Origin of the sequence: Burkholderia reimsis, from assembly GCF_003294055.1 — a bacterium.
GTDB lineage: Bacteria > Pseudomonadota > Gammaproteobacteria > Burkholderiales > Burkholderiaceae > Burkholderia > Burkholderia cepacia.
Genome location: NZ_QMFZ01000008.1, coordinates 178,103 through 192,866 on the forward strand (window position 1 = coordinate 178,103; position 14,764 = coordinate 192,866).

Sequence of the window (14,764 nt, forward strand, 5' to 3'; positions counted from 1 at the left end):
TAATCAGCCTTAAGCGGGGCTTAAGCGGCCGCCGGCGCCCGCCCGGCGGCACGCGGCACGCGTCACACGGATTCGGAAGGCTGCGGCGCCTCGGCCGGCATCTCGGCGTCGCGGAACACGACGCTGACGAGCAGGCCGCCCGCGGCCGCGTCGCCGAGCGACACCGTCGCCCCCTGCTGCGCCGCCACGCGCTTGACGATCGCGAGCCCGAGCCCGCTGCCCGACACATCGGTGCGCGCCCGCGCGGAGCTGTCGCGGTAGAAACGGTCGAACACGCGCTCGCGCTCGTCAGCCGGAATGCCGGGCCCGCTGTCGCCGATCTGCACGCACGCGCGGCCGGCCGCGTCGCGGGTGAGCGACACGTCGATGCGGCCGCCGTCCGGCGTGTACTTCACCGCGTTGTCGAGCAGGTTGCCGAACATCACGCGCAGCGCGCCGACGTCCGCGACGACGCTCGCCGCGTGCGTCTCCTCGAAGCCGAGATCGATGTCGCGCCGCTGCGCGAGCGGCGCAAGCGCAGCCACGCATTCGGCGAGCAGTGCCTGCAGGTCGACCGGTTCGCGCATCGTCGCGCCGTCGGGTTCGGCGCGTGCCAGCGCGAGCAGTTGCTCCGTGAGACGCGTCGCGCGCGACACGCCATCCTGGAGATCCGCGACCGCCTCGCGGCGCGATGCATCGTCCTTCGCGCGGGCGACGAGTTGCGCCTGGATCTGCACGGCCGCGAGCGGCGTGCGCAGTTCGTGCGCGGCGTCGGCCACGAACGCCTTCTGCGTGTCGAGCGCGGCCGACAGCCGCGCGAGCAGCCCGTTCAGCGCCCGCACGAGCGGCTGCACCTCGAGCGGCAGGCGCGCATCGGGCAGCGGATCGAGCGCTTCCGGCCGGCGCGCCTCGACTGCGCGCGTCACGCGGCCGAGCGGCGCGAGCCCGCGCCCGACGATCACCCACACGGCCGCGCCGAGGAACGGCAGCAGCACGATCAGCGGCCACAGCGTACGCAGCGCGACGTTCGCCGCGAGCCGGTTGCGCACCGACAGCGGCTGCGCGAGCTGCACGACGTTGTCGCCGACGATCGCCCCGTACACGCGCCATTCGCCGCGATCGGTGCGCTCGGTCGAGAAACCGAGCTCCGCGCGCGGCGCGATCGGCGCACGCGGATGCGAGAAGTACATCAGCACGCCGTTGCGGTTCCAGATCTGGATCACGATGCCTTCGTCGCCGTTGGTACGCGAGCCGAATACCTGCGAGAACGGTTCCGACGGCAGCGCCGCGGCGATTTCCTGCAACTGGTAGTCGAACAGTTCGTTCGCCTCCGCGAGCGCCTGCCGGTAGATCAGCCAGCCCGCGATGCCCACGCCCGCGACGACGATCGCGAGCAGCCAGATCAGCAATTGATGACGAATCGACCTCACGCGTCAGCTTTCCTTGACGACCATGTAGCCAAGCCCGCGCACGTTGCGGATCAGGTCAGAGCCGAGCTTCTTGCGCAGCGCGTGGATGTAGACCTCGACCGTGTTGCTGCCGATCTCCTCGCCCCAGCCGTACATCTTCTCCTCGAGCTGGCTCTTCGACAGCACCGCGCCGGGCCGCGCGAGCAGCGCCTCGAGCAGCGCGAACTCGCGCGCGGACAGCGCGACGGGCGCGCCGTCGAGCGTCACCTGGTGCGAAGCGGGATCGAGCGTCAGCGCGCCGTGGCGGATCAGCGATTCGCTGCGCCCCGCCTGGCGGCGGATCAGCGCGCGCATTCGCGCGCCGAGCTCGTCGAGGTCGAACGGCTTGACGAGGTAGTCGTCGGCGCCCGCGTCGAGGCCCTTCACGCGATCGGCCACCGCGTCGCGCGCGGTGACGATCAGCACCGGCAGCGCCAGCCCGCGCGCGCGCAGCGTGCGCAGCACGTCGATGCCGTCGCGCTTCGGCAGCCCGAGATCGAGCAGCAGCAGGTCGTACGTCTCGCCGCCGAGCGCCGTCAGTGCGGCGTCGCCGTCCTGCACCCAGTCGACTGCAAAGCCGTCCGAGCGCAGCGCCTTGCGCACGCCTTCGGCAATCATTCGATCATCTTCGACAAGCAGAATCCGCATCGGGACAGGCATCCATGGGGCGAGTCAAACACGCCGACCATTGTAGCGCCGCGAACCCGGCGCGCGGCACCGTGCAATGCAACAGAAAGGCGGATTGCAAGGGGGCTGTCCGGACTTGTCTCTACAATGTGCGCTTTGGCGCCGCGCGCGCCCTGCCCGAACGTCGTGCTTTCCCCGTATTCGCTCATGCCGATTTCCGATCTTTCCAACCGGTTCGCCCCCCGCGCCCGCGTCTGCCTGCGGGCGGCCGCCATCGTCGCCACCTGCACGGCCCTCGCCTTCGCGCCCGCCGCGCAAGCCCGCAAGAAATCCCACAAGGATGCGCGCAGGACCACGGTCGTGTCGCCGGCCGCGCGCGCGGCCGGCCTGCCGGCGTCCGTGCTCGTCGCGCTGCAGCGCGCGAAGGTGCCGGCGTCGGCGATGAGCGTCGTCGTCGAGCGCGTCGGCGATCCGGAACCGCTGATCGCGTGGAATGCAAGCCGGCCGATGCTGCCCGCCTCGACGATGAAGCTCGTAACGACCTTCTCGGGCCTGTCGATCCTCGGCCCCGACTACCGCTGGCGCACGACCGCCTACACGGACGGCACGGTCGACCCCGACGGCACGCTGCAGGGCAACCTGTACATCAAGGGCACCGGCGATCCGAAGCTCGTCCCCGAAGAGCTGATCGACCTCGTCGACAAGCTCCGCAAGGCCGGCGTCAAGCGCGTAGCCGGCGGCCTCGTGCTCGACAAGAGCTACTTCGCGGCGACGACGCGCGATCTCCCTTCGTTCGACGACGATGCGAGCGCGCCGTACAACGTCGGCCCCGATCCGCTGCTGTACGCGTTCAAGGCCGTGTCGTTCACCGTCACGCCGGGCGACGACGGCAAGGTGGCCGTCGACGTGCTGCCGCCGCTCGCGGACCTGTCGATCGACAACCAGCTGGTCGAAGGCTCGGGCTCGTGCAGCGCGGCCGCCGCGGCCGCGCGACCGACGCTGACGGCCGGCGGCGGGATCATGACCGCTTCGTTCGCCGGCGACTACCCGCTGCGTTGCGGCGCGCACACGACCAACCTCGCGATCCTCGATCACACGACGTTCTTCGCCCGCGGCTTCCTCGCGCTGTGGCAGCAGGACGGCGGCACGATCACGGGGCCCGTGAGCGAAGGCAAGGTGCCGACCACCGCGCGGCCGCTCGCCGTGCATCACAGCCCGGTGCTCGGCAGCATCGTCTACGACATCAACAAGTTCAGCAACAACGTGATGGCGCGCAACCTGTTCCTGACGATCGGCGCGGTCGGCGGCAGGCCGCCCGCGACGCCCGAGCAGTCGAGCCGCGTGATCCAGGCGTTCCTGCAGAAGAACGGCATCGCGATGCCCGACCTCGTGCTCGAAAACGGCTCGGGCCTGTCGCGCGAAGAGCATGTGAGCGCACTGTCGCTCGCCGCGCTGCTGCAGGCCGCGAACGCGAGCCCCGTCGCGCAGGCCTTCATCGATTCGCTGCCGATCGCGGGCATCGACGGCACGATGAAGAACCGCCTCACCAACGCCGGCGTGCTCGGCAACGCGCACATCAAGACCGGCACGCTGCGCGACGTGCGCGCGATCGCCGGCTACGTTGCCGGCGCCGACGGCCAGAGCTACATCGTCGTCAGTTTCATCAACAACGATCACGCGGAAGCCGCGCGCGCCGCGCACGACACGCTGCTCGAATGGATCTACGCCGGCGCGCAATGACGATCCGCGCGCCGCGGCATGCCGCGGCGCCGCCGGCCGCCGGCCCGCGCCGGCTTGCACCGGCCACGGGTCCGCACCGCGCAACGGGACCCTCCGGCGGACAATCGGGGCGGCCCGCAGGCGCCCCCGCGCACGGAATCCCGCCCTCCCCGGTTTGAAACGGCAGCCGCCGCCCGCGCGCGACACACCGCGCAACGATCGCACCCACAAAACAGGGCCACACCGCCCGGCCCCGTGCCGCGCGGCTTCCGTAGAAACCCTGTCCTCAGAGGGAACCCTCTACGCTGCCCCCTCGCCTAGCGCGTGGCGATTGCGTAGGCTGTTGGCCTGACCGATATCTACAACGGGCCATACGCCCGGCCTCAAGGCTTGCAGGGGAAAGAAGGAGACACGCCCATGCGATTCGACGTCGAATTGCTTCTGCTCGCGCTGGCGCCCGTCTTCCTGCTCTGCATCGCGTGGGAGGCCTGGCACCTCGCCCGCACCCGTGCGCAGGACCATGTCTATGCGTGGCGCGACACGCTGTGCAACGCGGCGCTCGCGCTGATGCACCAGGGCGCCGACAAGATCGCGTGGCTGTTCGTGATCCCCGTCTACGCGTATTGCTACCGGCACTACCGCCTGTTCACGTGGCACGACGGCTGGCTGTCGTTCGCGGTGCTGTTCGTCGCGCAGGATTTCCTCTACTACGTGTTCCACCGCGCGAGCCATCGCGTGCGCTGGCTGTGGGCCGCGCACGTCGTGCATCACTCGTCCGAGCGGATGAATTTCTCGACCGCGTTCCGCCAGAGCCTGATGTACCCCGTCGCGGGCATGTGGGTGTTCTGGCTGCCGCTCGCGTTCGCCGGCTTTCCGCCGCAGCAGGTCGTCGGCATCGTGCTGATCAACCTCGCGTTCCAGTTCTTCGTGCACACGCAGGCGATCGGCAAGCTCGGCTGGCTCGAATACGTGCTGAACACGCCGTCGATCCACCGTGCGCACCATGCGCGCAATCCGCGCTACATCGACCGCAATTACGCAGGCGTCCTTGTGATCTGGGATCGCCTGTTCGGGAGTTATGTCGAGGAAACGCCCGACGATCCGCCGCGGTACGGGATCGTCGAGCGGCTCGGCTCGAACAACCCGCTCGTCGCGACGTTCCACGAGTGGATATCGATGGCCGGCGACGCATTGCGCGTCGACGGATGGCGCAACAAGCTGCGCGCGATTTTCGGCCCGCCCGAATGGGCGAGCGCTTATCATGCGCAGATTGCCGAGGCCGCGAACCCCGATCCGCGCACCGTGCCGCCGGCGGCTGCGCGTCACCAATAAACCGTTTCAGCCAACGGCCGCCGCGCAGCCCGGAACCGAGCAGGCACGCGGCAGATGAGAAACACATCAGGCCATATCTACGAGGAGATCGAACGATGCAGACACAACAACACGCACCTTTCCGCACCCGGCAGCGCATGCTGCGCACCGCGCAGGTCGCGATCGCCGGCGCCGCGCTCGCGCTGCTCGCCGCATGCGGCGGCGGCGGTGACGACAACAACAACAGCGCGTCGAACACGCCGCCGTCGGGCGTGAAGATGCAGGTCGTGTCGTTCGGCGACAGCCTGTCCGACGCGGGCACCTACTCGCAGATCAAGCTCGGCTTCGGCGGCGGCCGCTTCACGACCAACCCGGGCCAGGTATGGACGCAGAACGTCGCGCAGTATTACGGCGACACGCTGCAGCCCGCGAACCAGGGCGGGTTCGGCATTCCGCTGCAGGCCACCGGCGGCCTCGGCTACGCACAGGGCGGCTCGCGCGTGACGCTGCAGCCGGGTATCGGTCACGCGGACGCGAGCGTGCCGAACGCCGACTACGCGCAGGCCACCACGACGCCGATCGCCGACCAGGTCAAGCAATACCTGTCGCAGCACGGCAGCTTCAACGCCGGCCAGATCGTGCTGGTCAACGGCGGCGCGAACGACATCTTCTACCAGGCGCAGGTCGCGCAGGCGCAAGGCAACACGCCGGCCGCGCAACTCGCGGCGGCGCAGGCGATCGGCCTGGCCGCGCAGCAGCTCGGCGGCATCGTCCAGCAGATCGTCGCGGCAGGCGCGACGCACGTGTACGTATCGAACGTGCCGGACATCGGCGGCACGCCGCTCGCGCTGCAGGGCGGCGCGCCGACGCAGGCCGCGTTCACGCAACTGTCGGGGCTGTTCAACCAGACGCTCGCCGGCACGCTGGCCGCGCTGAAGGTCGACACGACGAAGGTCGCGCTGCTCGACACGTTCACGTGGCAGGACGGCATCGCGGCGAACTACAAGGCGAACGGCTTCAGCGTGTCGAACACCGATACCGCCTGCAACCTGAAGGCGATGGTCCAGGCCGCCACGCAGTACGGCGTCGCGAACGCGACCGCATTCGGCTCGTCGCTGTTCTGCTCGCCGCAGACCTACACGGTCGCGAACGCGGACCAGACCTACATGTTCGCCGACACGGTCCACCCGACGACGCACCTGCACGCGCTGTTCGCGCAGTTCGTCGAACAGCAGATCGCGAAGTCGGGCGTCGGCAAGTAAGCCGCCGGCCACGCGCCCAAACAAAAACGCCCGACCGGTTCGCCGGTCGGGCGTTTTTTCATTCCTGAATCAGCCGTCGAACGTGTCAGTCGCGCGCTTCGAACGCGGCCGCCGCACGGCCGAGACGATCGTTGACCGCGATCCATTCGACGGTCTCGGGCAGCTTCTCGACGAGGATGCGTGCGACCTGCGCGCGGTCGAGCGCGCGCAGCATCCCGTACAGGTCGCGTGCATACGCCTGCGGATCTTCCGGCGCCGCGACGAAATGCACGCCATCGGCCTGCGCCCAGCGTCCCGCGCGCGACGCACGGGCGACGAGCGCGACACGCTCGCCGTCGGCTTGCGCGGCCGCGAGCAGCGGCTCGAGCGCGTCGAACGGCAGCAGCGCGAGCGGCGTGCGCGGCGCGTAATGCGCCTTCAGCGTGCCCGATGCGCGCGGCGCGGTCGCGTCGCTGCCGTCCGGCAGCTTCGGCGCGCGGCCGAGCACGTCGGCGATCTGCTGCGGCGTCACGTGGCCCGGGCGCAGCAGCGCGGGGAAACCGCGCGACAGGTCGAGAATCGTCGATTCGATGCCGACTTCGGACGCACCGCCGTCGAGCACGTGCACGGTGTCGCCGAATTCGTCGCGTACGTGCTGCGCGGTGGTCGGGCTCACATGGCCGAACCGGTTCGCGGACGGCGCGGCCACGCCGCCATGCCCTCCGCGCCGCGCGCTGAACGCGGCCAGCAGCGCCTGCGCGACCGGATGCGACGGGCAGCGCAGCCCGACCGAATCCTGGCCGCCGCTCACGGCGTCCGGAATGCGCGCATGACGCTTCAGGATCAGGGTCAGCGGGCCCGGCCAGAATGCATCGATCAACGCCTGCGCATCGGCCGGCAGATCGTCGGCCCAGTAACCGGGATCGCCGCCCGGCGGCAGGTGCACGATCACCGGATGATTCGCCGGCCGCCCCTTCGCCGCGTAGATGCGCGCGACGGCCTCGGGATTCGCCGCGTCGCCGCCGAGCCCGTAGACGGTTTCGGTCGGAAAGGCGACGAGCTGGCCCGCGTCGAGCAACGCGGCGGCCGCGTCGATCTGCGCGGCCGTCACGGCGTTCGGGAGATCGATGGACATCGGCCGGTGCCTCAGTCGAGCGGCACGCGCAGCAGCTGCGCGCACGCGGTGGCCGCGGCAACGGCTTCGTCGCGCGTTTCGGCCGTGAAGTTAACGTGGCCCATCTTGCGACCGACGCGCGCGTCTTCCTTGCCGTACAGGTGCAGGTGCGCGGCCGGCATCGCGGCGACCGTGTCCCAGGGCGGCGTGACGGGATCGGCCGCACCGTTCGGGAACCACACGTCGCCGAGGATGTTCAGCATCGCGGCCGGCGAATGCTGGCGCGGGTTGCCGAGCGGCATGCGCGTCATCGCACGCACCTGCTGCTCGAACTGGCTCGTTGCGCACGCATCGACCGTGTAGTGGCCGGAGTTGTGCGGGCGCGGCGCCATCTCGTTCGCGACGAACGAACCGTCTTCCAGCACGAAGAATTCGACGCACAGCACGCCGACGTAGCCGAGCGTATCGGCGATCCGCACGGCGGCCTGTTGCGCCTCTTCGACGCGCGCGGCATCGGCGGCCGGCGCGGGCACGACCGTCAGCGCGAGGATGCCGTTGTGATGCACGTTCTGCGCGAGCGGGAACGCGGCCGAGCGGCCGTCCGCGCCGCGCGCGATCAGCGCCGACACTTCGTATTTCAGCGGCAGGCGCTTCTCGAGCACGCACGGCACGCCGTTCAGCGCCGCATGTGCATCGCGCGCTTCCTGCGCGGTGGCGACGCGCACCTGGCCCTTGCCGTCGTAGCCGAGGCGCGCCGTCTTCAGGATGCCCGGCAGCACCGCGTCGAGCGCGGCATCGTCGAGCGCGGCGAGTGCCGCCGACGATTCGATCACGACGTGCGGCGCGACGGGCACGCCCGACGCCTCGATGAAGCGCTTCTCCGCGATCCGGTCCTGCGCGACCGCGACGCAGCGGCCGGCCGGCGCGACGAACGTCGTGCGCGCGAGGAAATCGAGGCTTGCGGCCGGCACGTTCTCGAACTCCGTCGACACCGCGTCGCACAGGTCGGCCAGTTCGGCGAGCGCGGCTTCGTCGTCGTACGCCGCGCGCAGGTGGCGGTCGGCGACCGCGCCGGCGGGGCTCGTCGGATCGGGATCGAGCACGGCGACGCGATAGCCCATCGACTGGGCGGCAAAGCAGAACATGCGGCCGAGCTGGCCACCGCCGACCATGCCCAGCCACGCGCCGGGCAGGATCGGGGAAACGGAATCAGGAGTTGCGGTCATGTCAGTGGTCGGTCGCGGCGGAACGCGAAAATGCCCGCCGCAGTGGAAAAATCCGGCGCCGGCCGCGTCGTGCGGCCGCGCGCCATGCCGTCATTCCAGCGGCGGCAGCACCATCGCGTGCGCGGCTTCGTTCTGGCGCACGCGGAACGCGGCGAGCCGGTTCGCGTAGTCGGTCGACGTGCCGGACAGGATCGACACCGCGAACAGCGCGGCATTCGCGGCGCCGGCCTCGCCGATCGCGAACGTCGCGACGGGCACGCCCTTCGGCATCTGCACGATCGAGTGCAGCGAATCGACACCCTTCAGGTACTTGCTCGCGACCGGCACGCCGAGCACCGGCACCGTGGTTTTCGCGGCCAGCATGCCGGGCAGGTGCGCTGCGCCGCCGGCGCCCGCGATGATCGCGCGCAGCCCGCGCTCGCGCGCCTTCTCCGCATAGTCGAACATCTCGTCGGGCATCCGGTGCGCGGACACGACCTTCGCCTCGTACGGCACGCCGAATTCCTGCAGGATGGCGACCGCGTGCTTCATCACGTCCCAGTCGGAACTCGAACCCATCAGCACGCCGACGAGCGGCGCGCTGTGCGTGTGGGCAGTCTGGATTTCGCTCATGTCGTATGGACCTCGATCAGGCGAGCGCCTGGCCGGTGATGCGCTCGAGCGCTTCCTGGTACTTCGCGGCCGTCTTCTCGACGACGTCGGCCGGCAGCGCCGGCGCCGGCGCCGTCTTGCCCCACGGCTGCGCCTCGAGCCAGTCGCGCACGAACTGCTTGTCGAACGACGGCGGGTTGGTACCGACTTCGTACTGGTCGGCCGGCCAGAAGCGCGACGAATCGGCGGTCAGCACTTCGTCCATCAGGTACAGCTTGCCGTGGTTGTCGAGGCCGAATTCGAACTTCGTGTCGGCGATGATGATGCCGCGCGTCGCCGCGTAATCGGCCGCTTCCTTGTACAGCTTGATCGAGATGTCGCGAATGGTTGCGGCCAGCTCGGTGCCGATGCGGCGCTCGGTTTCCTCGAACGTGATGTTCTCGTCGTGCTCGCCCATCTCGGCCTTCGCGGCCGGCGTGAAGATCGGCTCGGGCAGCTTCTGCGCGTTCTGCAGGCCTTCCGGCAGCTGCACGCCGCACACGGCGCCCGATGCCTGGTATTCCTTCCAGCCGCTGCCGGCCAGGTAGCCGCGCACGACCGCTTCGATCATGATCGGCTCGAGGCGCTTGACGACCACGCCGCGGCCCTTCACCTGCTCGACCTCGTCGGCCGCGACGACCGCTTCCGGCGCGTCGCCCGTCAGGTGGTTCGGCACGATGTGCGCGAGCTTGTCGAACCAGAAGTTCGCCATCTGGTTCAGCACGCGGCCCTTGTTCGGAATCGGCTCGCCCATCACCACGTCGAATGCCGACAGGCGGTCGGTCGTGACGATCAGGAGCTTGTCGTTGCCGACCGCGTAGTTATCGCGGACCTTGCCGCGACCGAGGAGCGGCAGCGAGCGGAGCGTGGATTCGTAAAGGGTAGACATCGTCTTTTCGCAGATAAGGAGCCAAACAGAAAGGGAAACGCCGTTCCCCGCGGCAGGCGGGAACGGCGGTCTTGCAATACGTCGGCGAACCGGCGGGCGACGGCGCCCGGCGGTTGCCGGCCGGCCCTTGTTCGGCCGGACGGAGCGGCTACCGGGGCCGGATCGGATCCGGCAACCGGGCGGCCAGCCCTTGCCCGGCGGCAGTACCGGGCGGGGGCAATCGTACTACAGTCTCAGCGCACGACCTGCGCGAGCGCGCCGGACTTGTACTGCTCGGCGATCTTGTCGAGCGACAGCGGCTTGATCTTGCCGGCCTGGCCTTCGCAGCCGAACGCGAGGTAGCGGTCGACGCACACCTTCTTCGCCGCTTCGCGCGCGGGCTTCAGGTAGTCGCGCGGATCGAACTTGCCCGGGTTCTCGAACAGGTAGCGGCGGATCGCGCCGGTGATCGCGAGACGCAGGTCGGTGTCGATGTTGATCTTGCGCACGCCGTGCTTGATGCCTTCCTGGATTTCCTCGACCGGCACGCCGTAGGTTTCCTTCATGTCGCCGCCGAATTCGCGGATCTCGGCCAGCAGTTCCTGCGGCACCGACGACGAACCGTGCATCACGAGGTGGGTGTTCGGGATGCGCGCGTGGATTTCCTTGATGCGCTGGATCGACAGGATGTCGCCCGTCGGCTTCTTCGAGAACTTGTACGCGCCGTGCGACGTGCCGATCGCGATCGCGAGCGCATCGCACTGCGTGAGCTTCACGAAGTCGGCGGCCTGCTCCGGATCGGTCAGCAGCTGCTCGCGGGTCATCGTGCCTTCCGCGCCGTGGCCGTCTTCCTTGTCGCCCTTCATCGTCTCGAGCGAGCCGAGCACGCCGAGTTCGGCCTCGACCGTCACGCCGATCGAGTGCGCCATCTCGACGACCTTGCGCGACACGTCGACGTTGTACTCGTACGACGCGACCGTCTTGCCGTCGGCTTCCAGCGAACCGTCCATCATCACGCTGGTGAAGCCGCTGCGGATCGCGGCCGTGCAGACTGCCGGCGACTGGCCGTGATCCTGGTGCATCACGACCGGGATGTGCGGGTACGATTCGACCGCTGCTTCGATCAGGTGGCGCAGGAACGGCTCGCCCGCATACTTACGCGCGCCGGCCGATGCCTGCATGATCACGGGCGCGCCGACCTGGTCCGCCGCCGCCATGATCGCCTGGACCTGCTCCAGGTTGTTCACGTTGAAGGCCGGCAGGCCGTAACCGTGCTCTGCCGCGTGGTCCAGCAATTGACGCATTGATACGAGAGGCATTGTGGAACTCCTTGGAATGAAAACCGGTGCGCCCTGACGCCGGCGCGGCGCTCGCTCCCGTTCGAACCGGGGTGGCGCGGCGCGGCTGAGCGTCGAATAGCCGCATTTTATCGCGAAGCGCCTCCGATTCCGACCGCCCGGTGGCGCCGACTCGCAATTTGTTACGTTCGCACGGCACAATGCGGGCAAAAAAGAGAAAAAAAGCCGCGTGGGGCTTCGGACCCCACGCGGCTTTCGCGTATAAAACGGTGCCGGATCGATTTTTCAGTCGATCCGGGCGGCCGGCGCACTGGCCGCCGCGATGCTCAGTCGGTGCTCAATAGTGCTCGCCGACCCGCACGATCTTCAGCGTGTTGGTGCCGCCCGCCTGCCCCATCGGCTCGCCGACGGTCAGCACGACCATGTCGCCGTGCTGCACGTAGCCTTGCTTGACGACGATCTCGAGCGCCGCCTGCAGCGCCGAGTCGCGGTCGCTGTTGAAGTCGACGTGCAGCGGCGTCACGTTGCGGTACAGCGCCATCGTGCGCTCGCTGCCGACGCGCGGCGTCAGCGCGAAGATCGGCACGTGCGTGTAGTGACGCGACATCCACAGCGCGGTCGCGCCCGATTCGGTCAGCGCGATGATCGCCTTCGCGCCGAGGTGGTACGCGGTGAACAGCGCGCCCATCGCGATCGACTGGTCGATCCGCGTGAACGTACGGTCGAGGAAATCCTTGTCGAGCTCGACCTCTTCAGACTTCTCCGCCTCGACGCACACGGCCGCCATCGTCTCGATCGTGACGACCGGGTACTTGCCGGCAGCCGTCTCGGCCGACAGCATCACCGCGTCGGTGCCGTCGAGCACCGCGTTCGCGACGTCCGACACTTCCGCGCGGGTCGGCACGGGCGCGTGGATCATCGACTCCATCATCTGCGTCGCGGTGATCACGAGCTTGTTCGACTCGCGCGCCATCCGGATCATGCGCTTCTGCAGCGCCGGCACGGCCGCGTTGCCCACTTCCACCGCGAGGTCGCCGCGCGCGACCATGATGCCGTCGGACGCGTCGAGGATGCTCTGCAGCGCCGGAATCGCTTCCGCGCGCTCGATCTTCGCGATCATCTTCGGCTTGATGCCGTACGGCGCGCCCGCGATGTTCGCGAGCTGGCGCGCCATTTCCATGTCGGTCGCGTTCTTCGGGAACGACACCGCCACCAGGTCCGCGCCAAGCGACATCGCGGTGCGGATGTCTTCCATGTCCTTCGCAGTCAGCGCGGGGGCCGACAGGCCGCCGCCCTGGCGGTTGATGCCCTTGTTGTTCGACAGCTCGCCGCCCACCTTGACGATCGTGTGGATCTCGTCGCCGAGCACGCGCTCGACGGTCAGCACGATCAGGCCGTCGTTCAGCAGCAGCAGGTCGCCCGGCTTCAGGTCGCGCGGCAGTTCCTTGTAGTCGAGCCCGACGCGCTCGTCGTTGCCGAGCTCGCAACCGGCATCGAGGATGAAGGGCTGCCCCGGCGTCAGCGTCGTCTTGCCGTTCTCGAACTTGCCGACGCGGATCTTCGGGCCCTGGAGGTCGGCCATGATCGCGATCTCGCGGCCGACCTTGCGGGCGGCCTCACGCACCATCTCGGCGCGCTGGCGGTGATCGTCGGCCGTACCGTGCGAAAAATTGAGCCGCACGACGTCGAGGCCCGCCTGCATCATCTGCAGCAGAATCTCCGGCGAACTGGAAGCCGGGCCGATCGTGGCGACTATCTTGGTGGCGCGCTGCATGAAACTCCTCATCTGGATCAAGGTGGATGCGCTGGGTGAAACGCTGCGAGAGCCGGAAGCGGCGGGCCCAGCGGCGGCCGTTCCGGGGGGCGTGCCGGTGCTTGCGCCCGGCATCGCTTTGTTCTGAATCTCGTGGTGCTGCTCGGCCGCGTCGCCGGCGGCCGCCGGTGCGCGCGGGGCGGTGTTCGCCCGCGCGGGCGCGCGTTTGCGCTTGCCCGCGCCGGCCGGCTGCTCCGCTTTCGCGGAGCGCGCGGCCTTCGTCACCCCTGCGCGCGCCGCCACGCTCAGGCCGCCCGCGTTTCGAGCACTTCCACCGCCGGCAGCTTCTTCCCCTCGAGGAACTCGAGGAAGGCGCCGCCGCCCGTCGAGATGTAGCTGACCTGGTCGTGGATGCCGTACTTCGCGATGGCCGCGAGCGTGTCGCCGCCGCCCGCGATCGAGAACGCGGACGATTTGGCGATCGCTTCCGCGAGCGTCCTGGTGCCGTTGCCGAACTGGTCGAACTCGAACACGCCGACCGGGCCGTTCCACACGATCGTGCCGGCCTTCTCGAGCTGGCTCGCGAGCGCCTTCGCCGTATCGGGGCCGATGTCGAGGATCATGTCGTCCGCTTCGATGTCGGCGACCTGCTTCACCGTGGCCACGGCCGTCGGCGAGAATTCCTTGGCCGTCACGACGTCGGTCGGGATCGGCACCGACGCGCCGCGCTCGCGCGCTTCGTCGATGATCGCCTTCGCCTCGGCGACGAGGTCGGCTTCCGCGAGCGACTTGCCGATCGACAGGCCGGCCGCGAGCATGAACGTGTTCGCGATGCCGCCGCCGACGATCAGCTGGTCGACCTTGCCGGCCAGCGACTTCAGGATGGTGAGCTTGGTCGACACCTTCGAGCCGGCGACGATCGCCACCAGCGGACGGGCCGGGTTGCCGAGCGCCTTGCCGAGCGCGTCGAGTTCGGCGGCCAGCAGCGGGCCCGCGCACGCGACCGGCGCGTACTTCGCGATCCCGTGCGTGGTCGCTTCCGCGCGGTGCGCGGTGCCGAACGCGTCGTTCACGTACACGTCGCAGAGCTTCGCCATCTTCTGCGCGAGCTCGTCCGAATTCTTCTTCTCGCCCTTGTTCACGCGGCAGTTCTCGAGCAGCACGACCTGCCCCGGCGCGACGTTCACGCCGTTCTCGACCCAGTTCGAGACGAGCGGCACGTCACGGCCGAGCAGCTCGGCGAGGCGCTTCGCGACCGGCGCGAGCGAATCTTCCGGCTTGAATTCGCCTTCGGTCGGGCGGCCCAGGTGCGACGTGACCATCACGGCCGCGCCGGCGTCGAGCGCGGCCTGGATGGCCGGCACGGACGCGCGCACGCGCGTGTCCTCGGTGATGTTGCCCTGGTCGTCCTGCGGGACGTTCAGGTCGGCGCGGATGAATACCCGCTTGCCGGCGAGCTGGCCGGCGGCGATCAGGTCGGTAAGACGCTTGACTTGGCTCATGTTGAACAGATTGAAGTAGTGGATGGGGAAAGGGGGTTCACGCTGGAC

Annotated in this window: 14 protein-coding genes; 4 read left to right on the forward strand and 10 right to left on the reverse strand. The window is 69.1% G+C overall.

Features of this window, described 5'->3' with window-relative positions; all coding sequences use genetic code 11:
• Positions 1-62 precede the first annotated feature (62 nt).
• The 3 genes from DPV79_RS12615 to DPV79_RS42615 are packed head-to-tail and all read right to left on the reverse strand — an operon-like array spanning position 63 to position 2,263.
• Complete coding sequence (locus tag DPV79_RS12615) at positions 63-1,409, reverse strand: ATP-binding protein (RefSeq protein WP_021164092.1); 1,347 nt, start codon at positions 1,407-1,409, stop codon at positions 63-65.
• A 3-nt stretch (positions 1,410-1,412) separates the two neighbouring features.
• Positions 1,413-2,075: a response regulator gene (locus DPV79_RS12620; protein ID WP_021164091.1), complete on the reverse strand. Its 663-nt coding sequence runs from the start codon at positions 2,073-2,075 to the stop codon at positions 1,413-1,415.
• On the reverse strand, positions 2,042-2,263 hold the full coding sequence (locus DPV79_RS42615; RefSeq protein ID WP_162175317.1) for a hypothetical protein: 222 nt from the start codon (positions 2,261-2,263) through the stop codon (positions 2,042-2,044). Before DPV79_RS42615 ends, DPV79_RS12620 begins: the two co-directional genes overlap by 34 nt.
• Between DPV79_RS42615 and dacB the strand changes: the two genes are divergently transcribed.
• The 3 genes from dacB to DPV79_RS12635 all read left to right on the forward strand — a co-directional run bounded on the left by dacB (position 2,262) and on the right by DPV79_RS12635 (position 6,346).
• The gene (gene dacB, locus DPV79_RS12625) at positions 2,262-3,794 is read left to right on the forward strand and encodes a D-alanyl-D-alanine carboxypeptidase/D-alanyl-D-alanine endopeptidase (protein WP_113045554.1); all 1,533 of its coding nucleotides are present in this window, start codon (positions 2,262-2,264) and stop codon (positions 3,792-3,794) included. The genes DPV79_RS42615 and dacB overlap by 2 nt on opposite strands.
• Before the next feature lie 396 nt (positions 3,795-4,190).
• On the forward strand, positions 4,191-5,105 hold the full coding sequence (locus DPV79_RS12630; RefSeq protein WP_048024992.1) for a sterol desaturase family protein: 915 nt from the start codon (positions 4,191-4,193) through the stop codon (positions 5,103-5,105).
• A gap of 95 nt (positions 5,106-5,200) precedes the next feature.
• Positions 5,201-6,346, forward strand: a complete 1,146-nt coding sequence (locus DPV79_RS12635) for an SGNH/GDSL hydrolase family protein (RefSeq protein WP_113045555.1) — start codon at positions 5,201-5,203, stop codon at positions 6,344-6,346.
• An 85-nt stretch (positions 6,347-6,431) separates the two neighbouring features.
• Here the strand turns inward: DPV79_RS12635 and DPV79_RS12640 are convergent, their stop codons facing one another.
• From DPV79_RS12640 to pyk, 6 genes are all read right to left on the reverse strand, one after another.
• Positions 6,432-7,460, reverse strand: coding sequence for an L-threonylcarbamoyladenylate synthase (locus DPV79_RS12640; protein WP_059688810.1), 1,029 nt, complete (start codon positions 7,458-7,460; stop codon positions 6,432-6,434).
• An 11-nt stretch (positions 7,461-7,471) separates the two neighbouring features.
• Entirely contained in the window at positions 7,472-8,665 is a 1,194-nt protein-coding gene (locus DPV79_RS12645) for a 5-(carboxyamino)imidazole ribonucleotide synthase (RefSeq protein ID WP_113045556.1), read from the reverse strand.
• Between the two features lie 90 nt (positions 8,666-8,755).
• Positions 8,756-9,277: a 5-(carboxyamino)imidazole ribonucleotide mutase gene (gene purE / locus DPV79_RS12650; protein WP_021164114.1), complete on the reverse strand. Its 522-nt coding sequence runs from the start codon at positions 9,275-9,277 to the stop codon at positions 8,756-8,758.
• A 16-nt stretch (positions 9,278-9,293) separates the two neighbouring features.
• Positions 9,294-10,184, reverse strand: a complete 891-nt coding sequence (locus DPV79_RS12655) for a phosphoribosylaminoimidazolesuccinocarboxamide synthase (RefSeq protein WP_021164115.1) — start codon at positions 10,182-10,184, stop codon at positions 9,294-9,296.
• Between the two features lie 233 nt (positions 10,185-10,417).
• The gene (gene fba / locus DPV79_RS12660) at positions 10,418-11,482 is read right to left on the reverse strand and encodes a class II fructose-bisphosphate aldolase (RefSeq protein ID WP_021164116.1); all 1,065 of its coding nucleotides are present in this window, start codon (positions 11,480-11,482) and stop codon (positions 10,418-10,420) included.
• Positions 11,483-11,798: 316 nt separating this feature from the next.
• Entirely contained in the window at positions 11,799-13,235 is a 1,437-nt protein-coding gene (gene pyk, locus DPV79_RS12665) for a pyruvate kinase (protein WP_021164117.1), read from the reverse strand.
• Between pyk and DPV79_RS43625 the strand changes: the two genes are divergently transcribed.
• Positions 13,234-13,362, forward strand: a complete 129-nt coding sequence (locus DPV79_RS43625) for a hypothetical protein (RefSeq protein WP_021164118.1) — start codon at positions 13,234-13,236, stop codon at positions 13,360-13,362. The two genes, pyk and DPV79_RS43625, sit on opposite strands and share 2 nt — an antisense overlap.
• 157 nt (positions 13,363-13,519) lie before the next feature.
• Here the strand turns inward: DPV79_RS43625 and DPV79_RS12670 are convergent, their stop codons facing one another.
• A complete protein-coding gene (locus tag DPV79_RS12670; protein WP_048024998.1) occupies positions 13,520-14,716 on the reverse strand; it encodes a phosphoglycerate kinase in 1,197 nt (398 codons plus the stop codon).
• Between the last annotated feature and the right edge of the window lie 48 nt (positions 14,717-14,764).

Bases quoted from the DNA above. Each gene is read 5' to 3' on its own strand.
- DPV79_RS12620 (WP_021164091.1), bottom strand. From the start codon at position 2,075: ATGCGGATTCTGCTTGTCGAAGATGATCGAATGATTGCCGAAGGCGTG.
- dacB (WP_113045554.1), top strand. From the start codon at position 2,262: ATGCCGATTTCCGATCTTTCCAACCGGTTCGCCCCCCGCGCCCGCGTC.
- DPV79_RS42615 (WP_162175317.1), bottom strand. From the start codon at position 2,263: ATGAGCGAATACGGGGAAAGCACGACGTTCGGGCAGGGCGCGCGCGGC.
- DPV79_RS12630 (WP_048024992.1), top strand. From the start codon at position 4,191: ATGCGATTCGACGTCGAATTGCTTCTGCTCGCGCTGGCGCCCGTCTTC.
- DPV79_RS12635 (WP_113045555.1), top strand. From the start codon at position 5,201: ATGCAGACACAACAACACGCACCTTTCCGCACCCGGCAGCGCATGCTG.
- DPV79_RS12640 (WP_059688810.1), bottom strand. From the start codon at position 7,460: ATGTCCATCGATCTCCCGAACGCCGTGACGGCCGCGCAGATCGACGCG.
- DPV79_RS12645 (WP_113045556.1), bottom strand. From the start codon at position 8,665: ATGACCGCAACTCCTGATTCCGTTTCCCCGATCCTGCCCGGCGCGTGG.
- purE (WP_021164114.1), bottom strand. From the start codon at position 9,277: ATGAGCGAAATCCAGACTGCCCACACGCACAGCGCGCCGCTCGTCGGC.
- DPV79_RS12655 (WP_021164115.1), bottom strand. From the start codon at position 10,184: ATGTCTACCCTTTACGAATCCACGCTCCGCTCGCTGCCGCTCCTCGGT.
- fba (WP_021164116.1), bottom strand. From the start codon at position 11,482: ATGCCTCTCGTATCAATGCGTCAATTGCTGGACCACGCGGCAGAGCAC.
- DPV79_RS43625 (WP_021164118.1), top strand. From the start codon at position 13,234: ATGAAACTCCTCATCTGGATCAAGGTGGATGCGCTGGGTGAAACGCTG.
- pyk (WP_021164117.1), bottom strand. From the start codon at position 13,235: ATGCAGCGCGCCACCAAGATAGTCGCCACGATCGGCCCGGCTTCCAGT.
- DPV79_RS12670 (WP_048024998.1), bottom strand. From the start codon at position 14,716: ATGAGCCAAGTCAAGCGTCTTACCGACCTGATCGCCGCCGGCCAGCTC.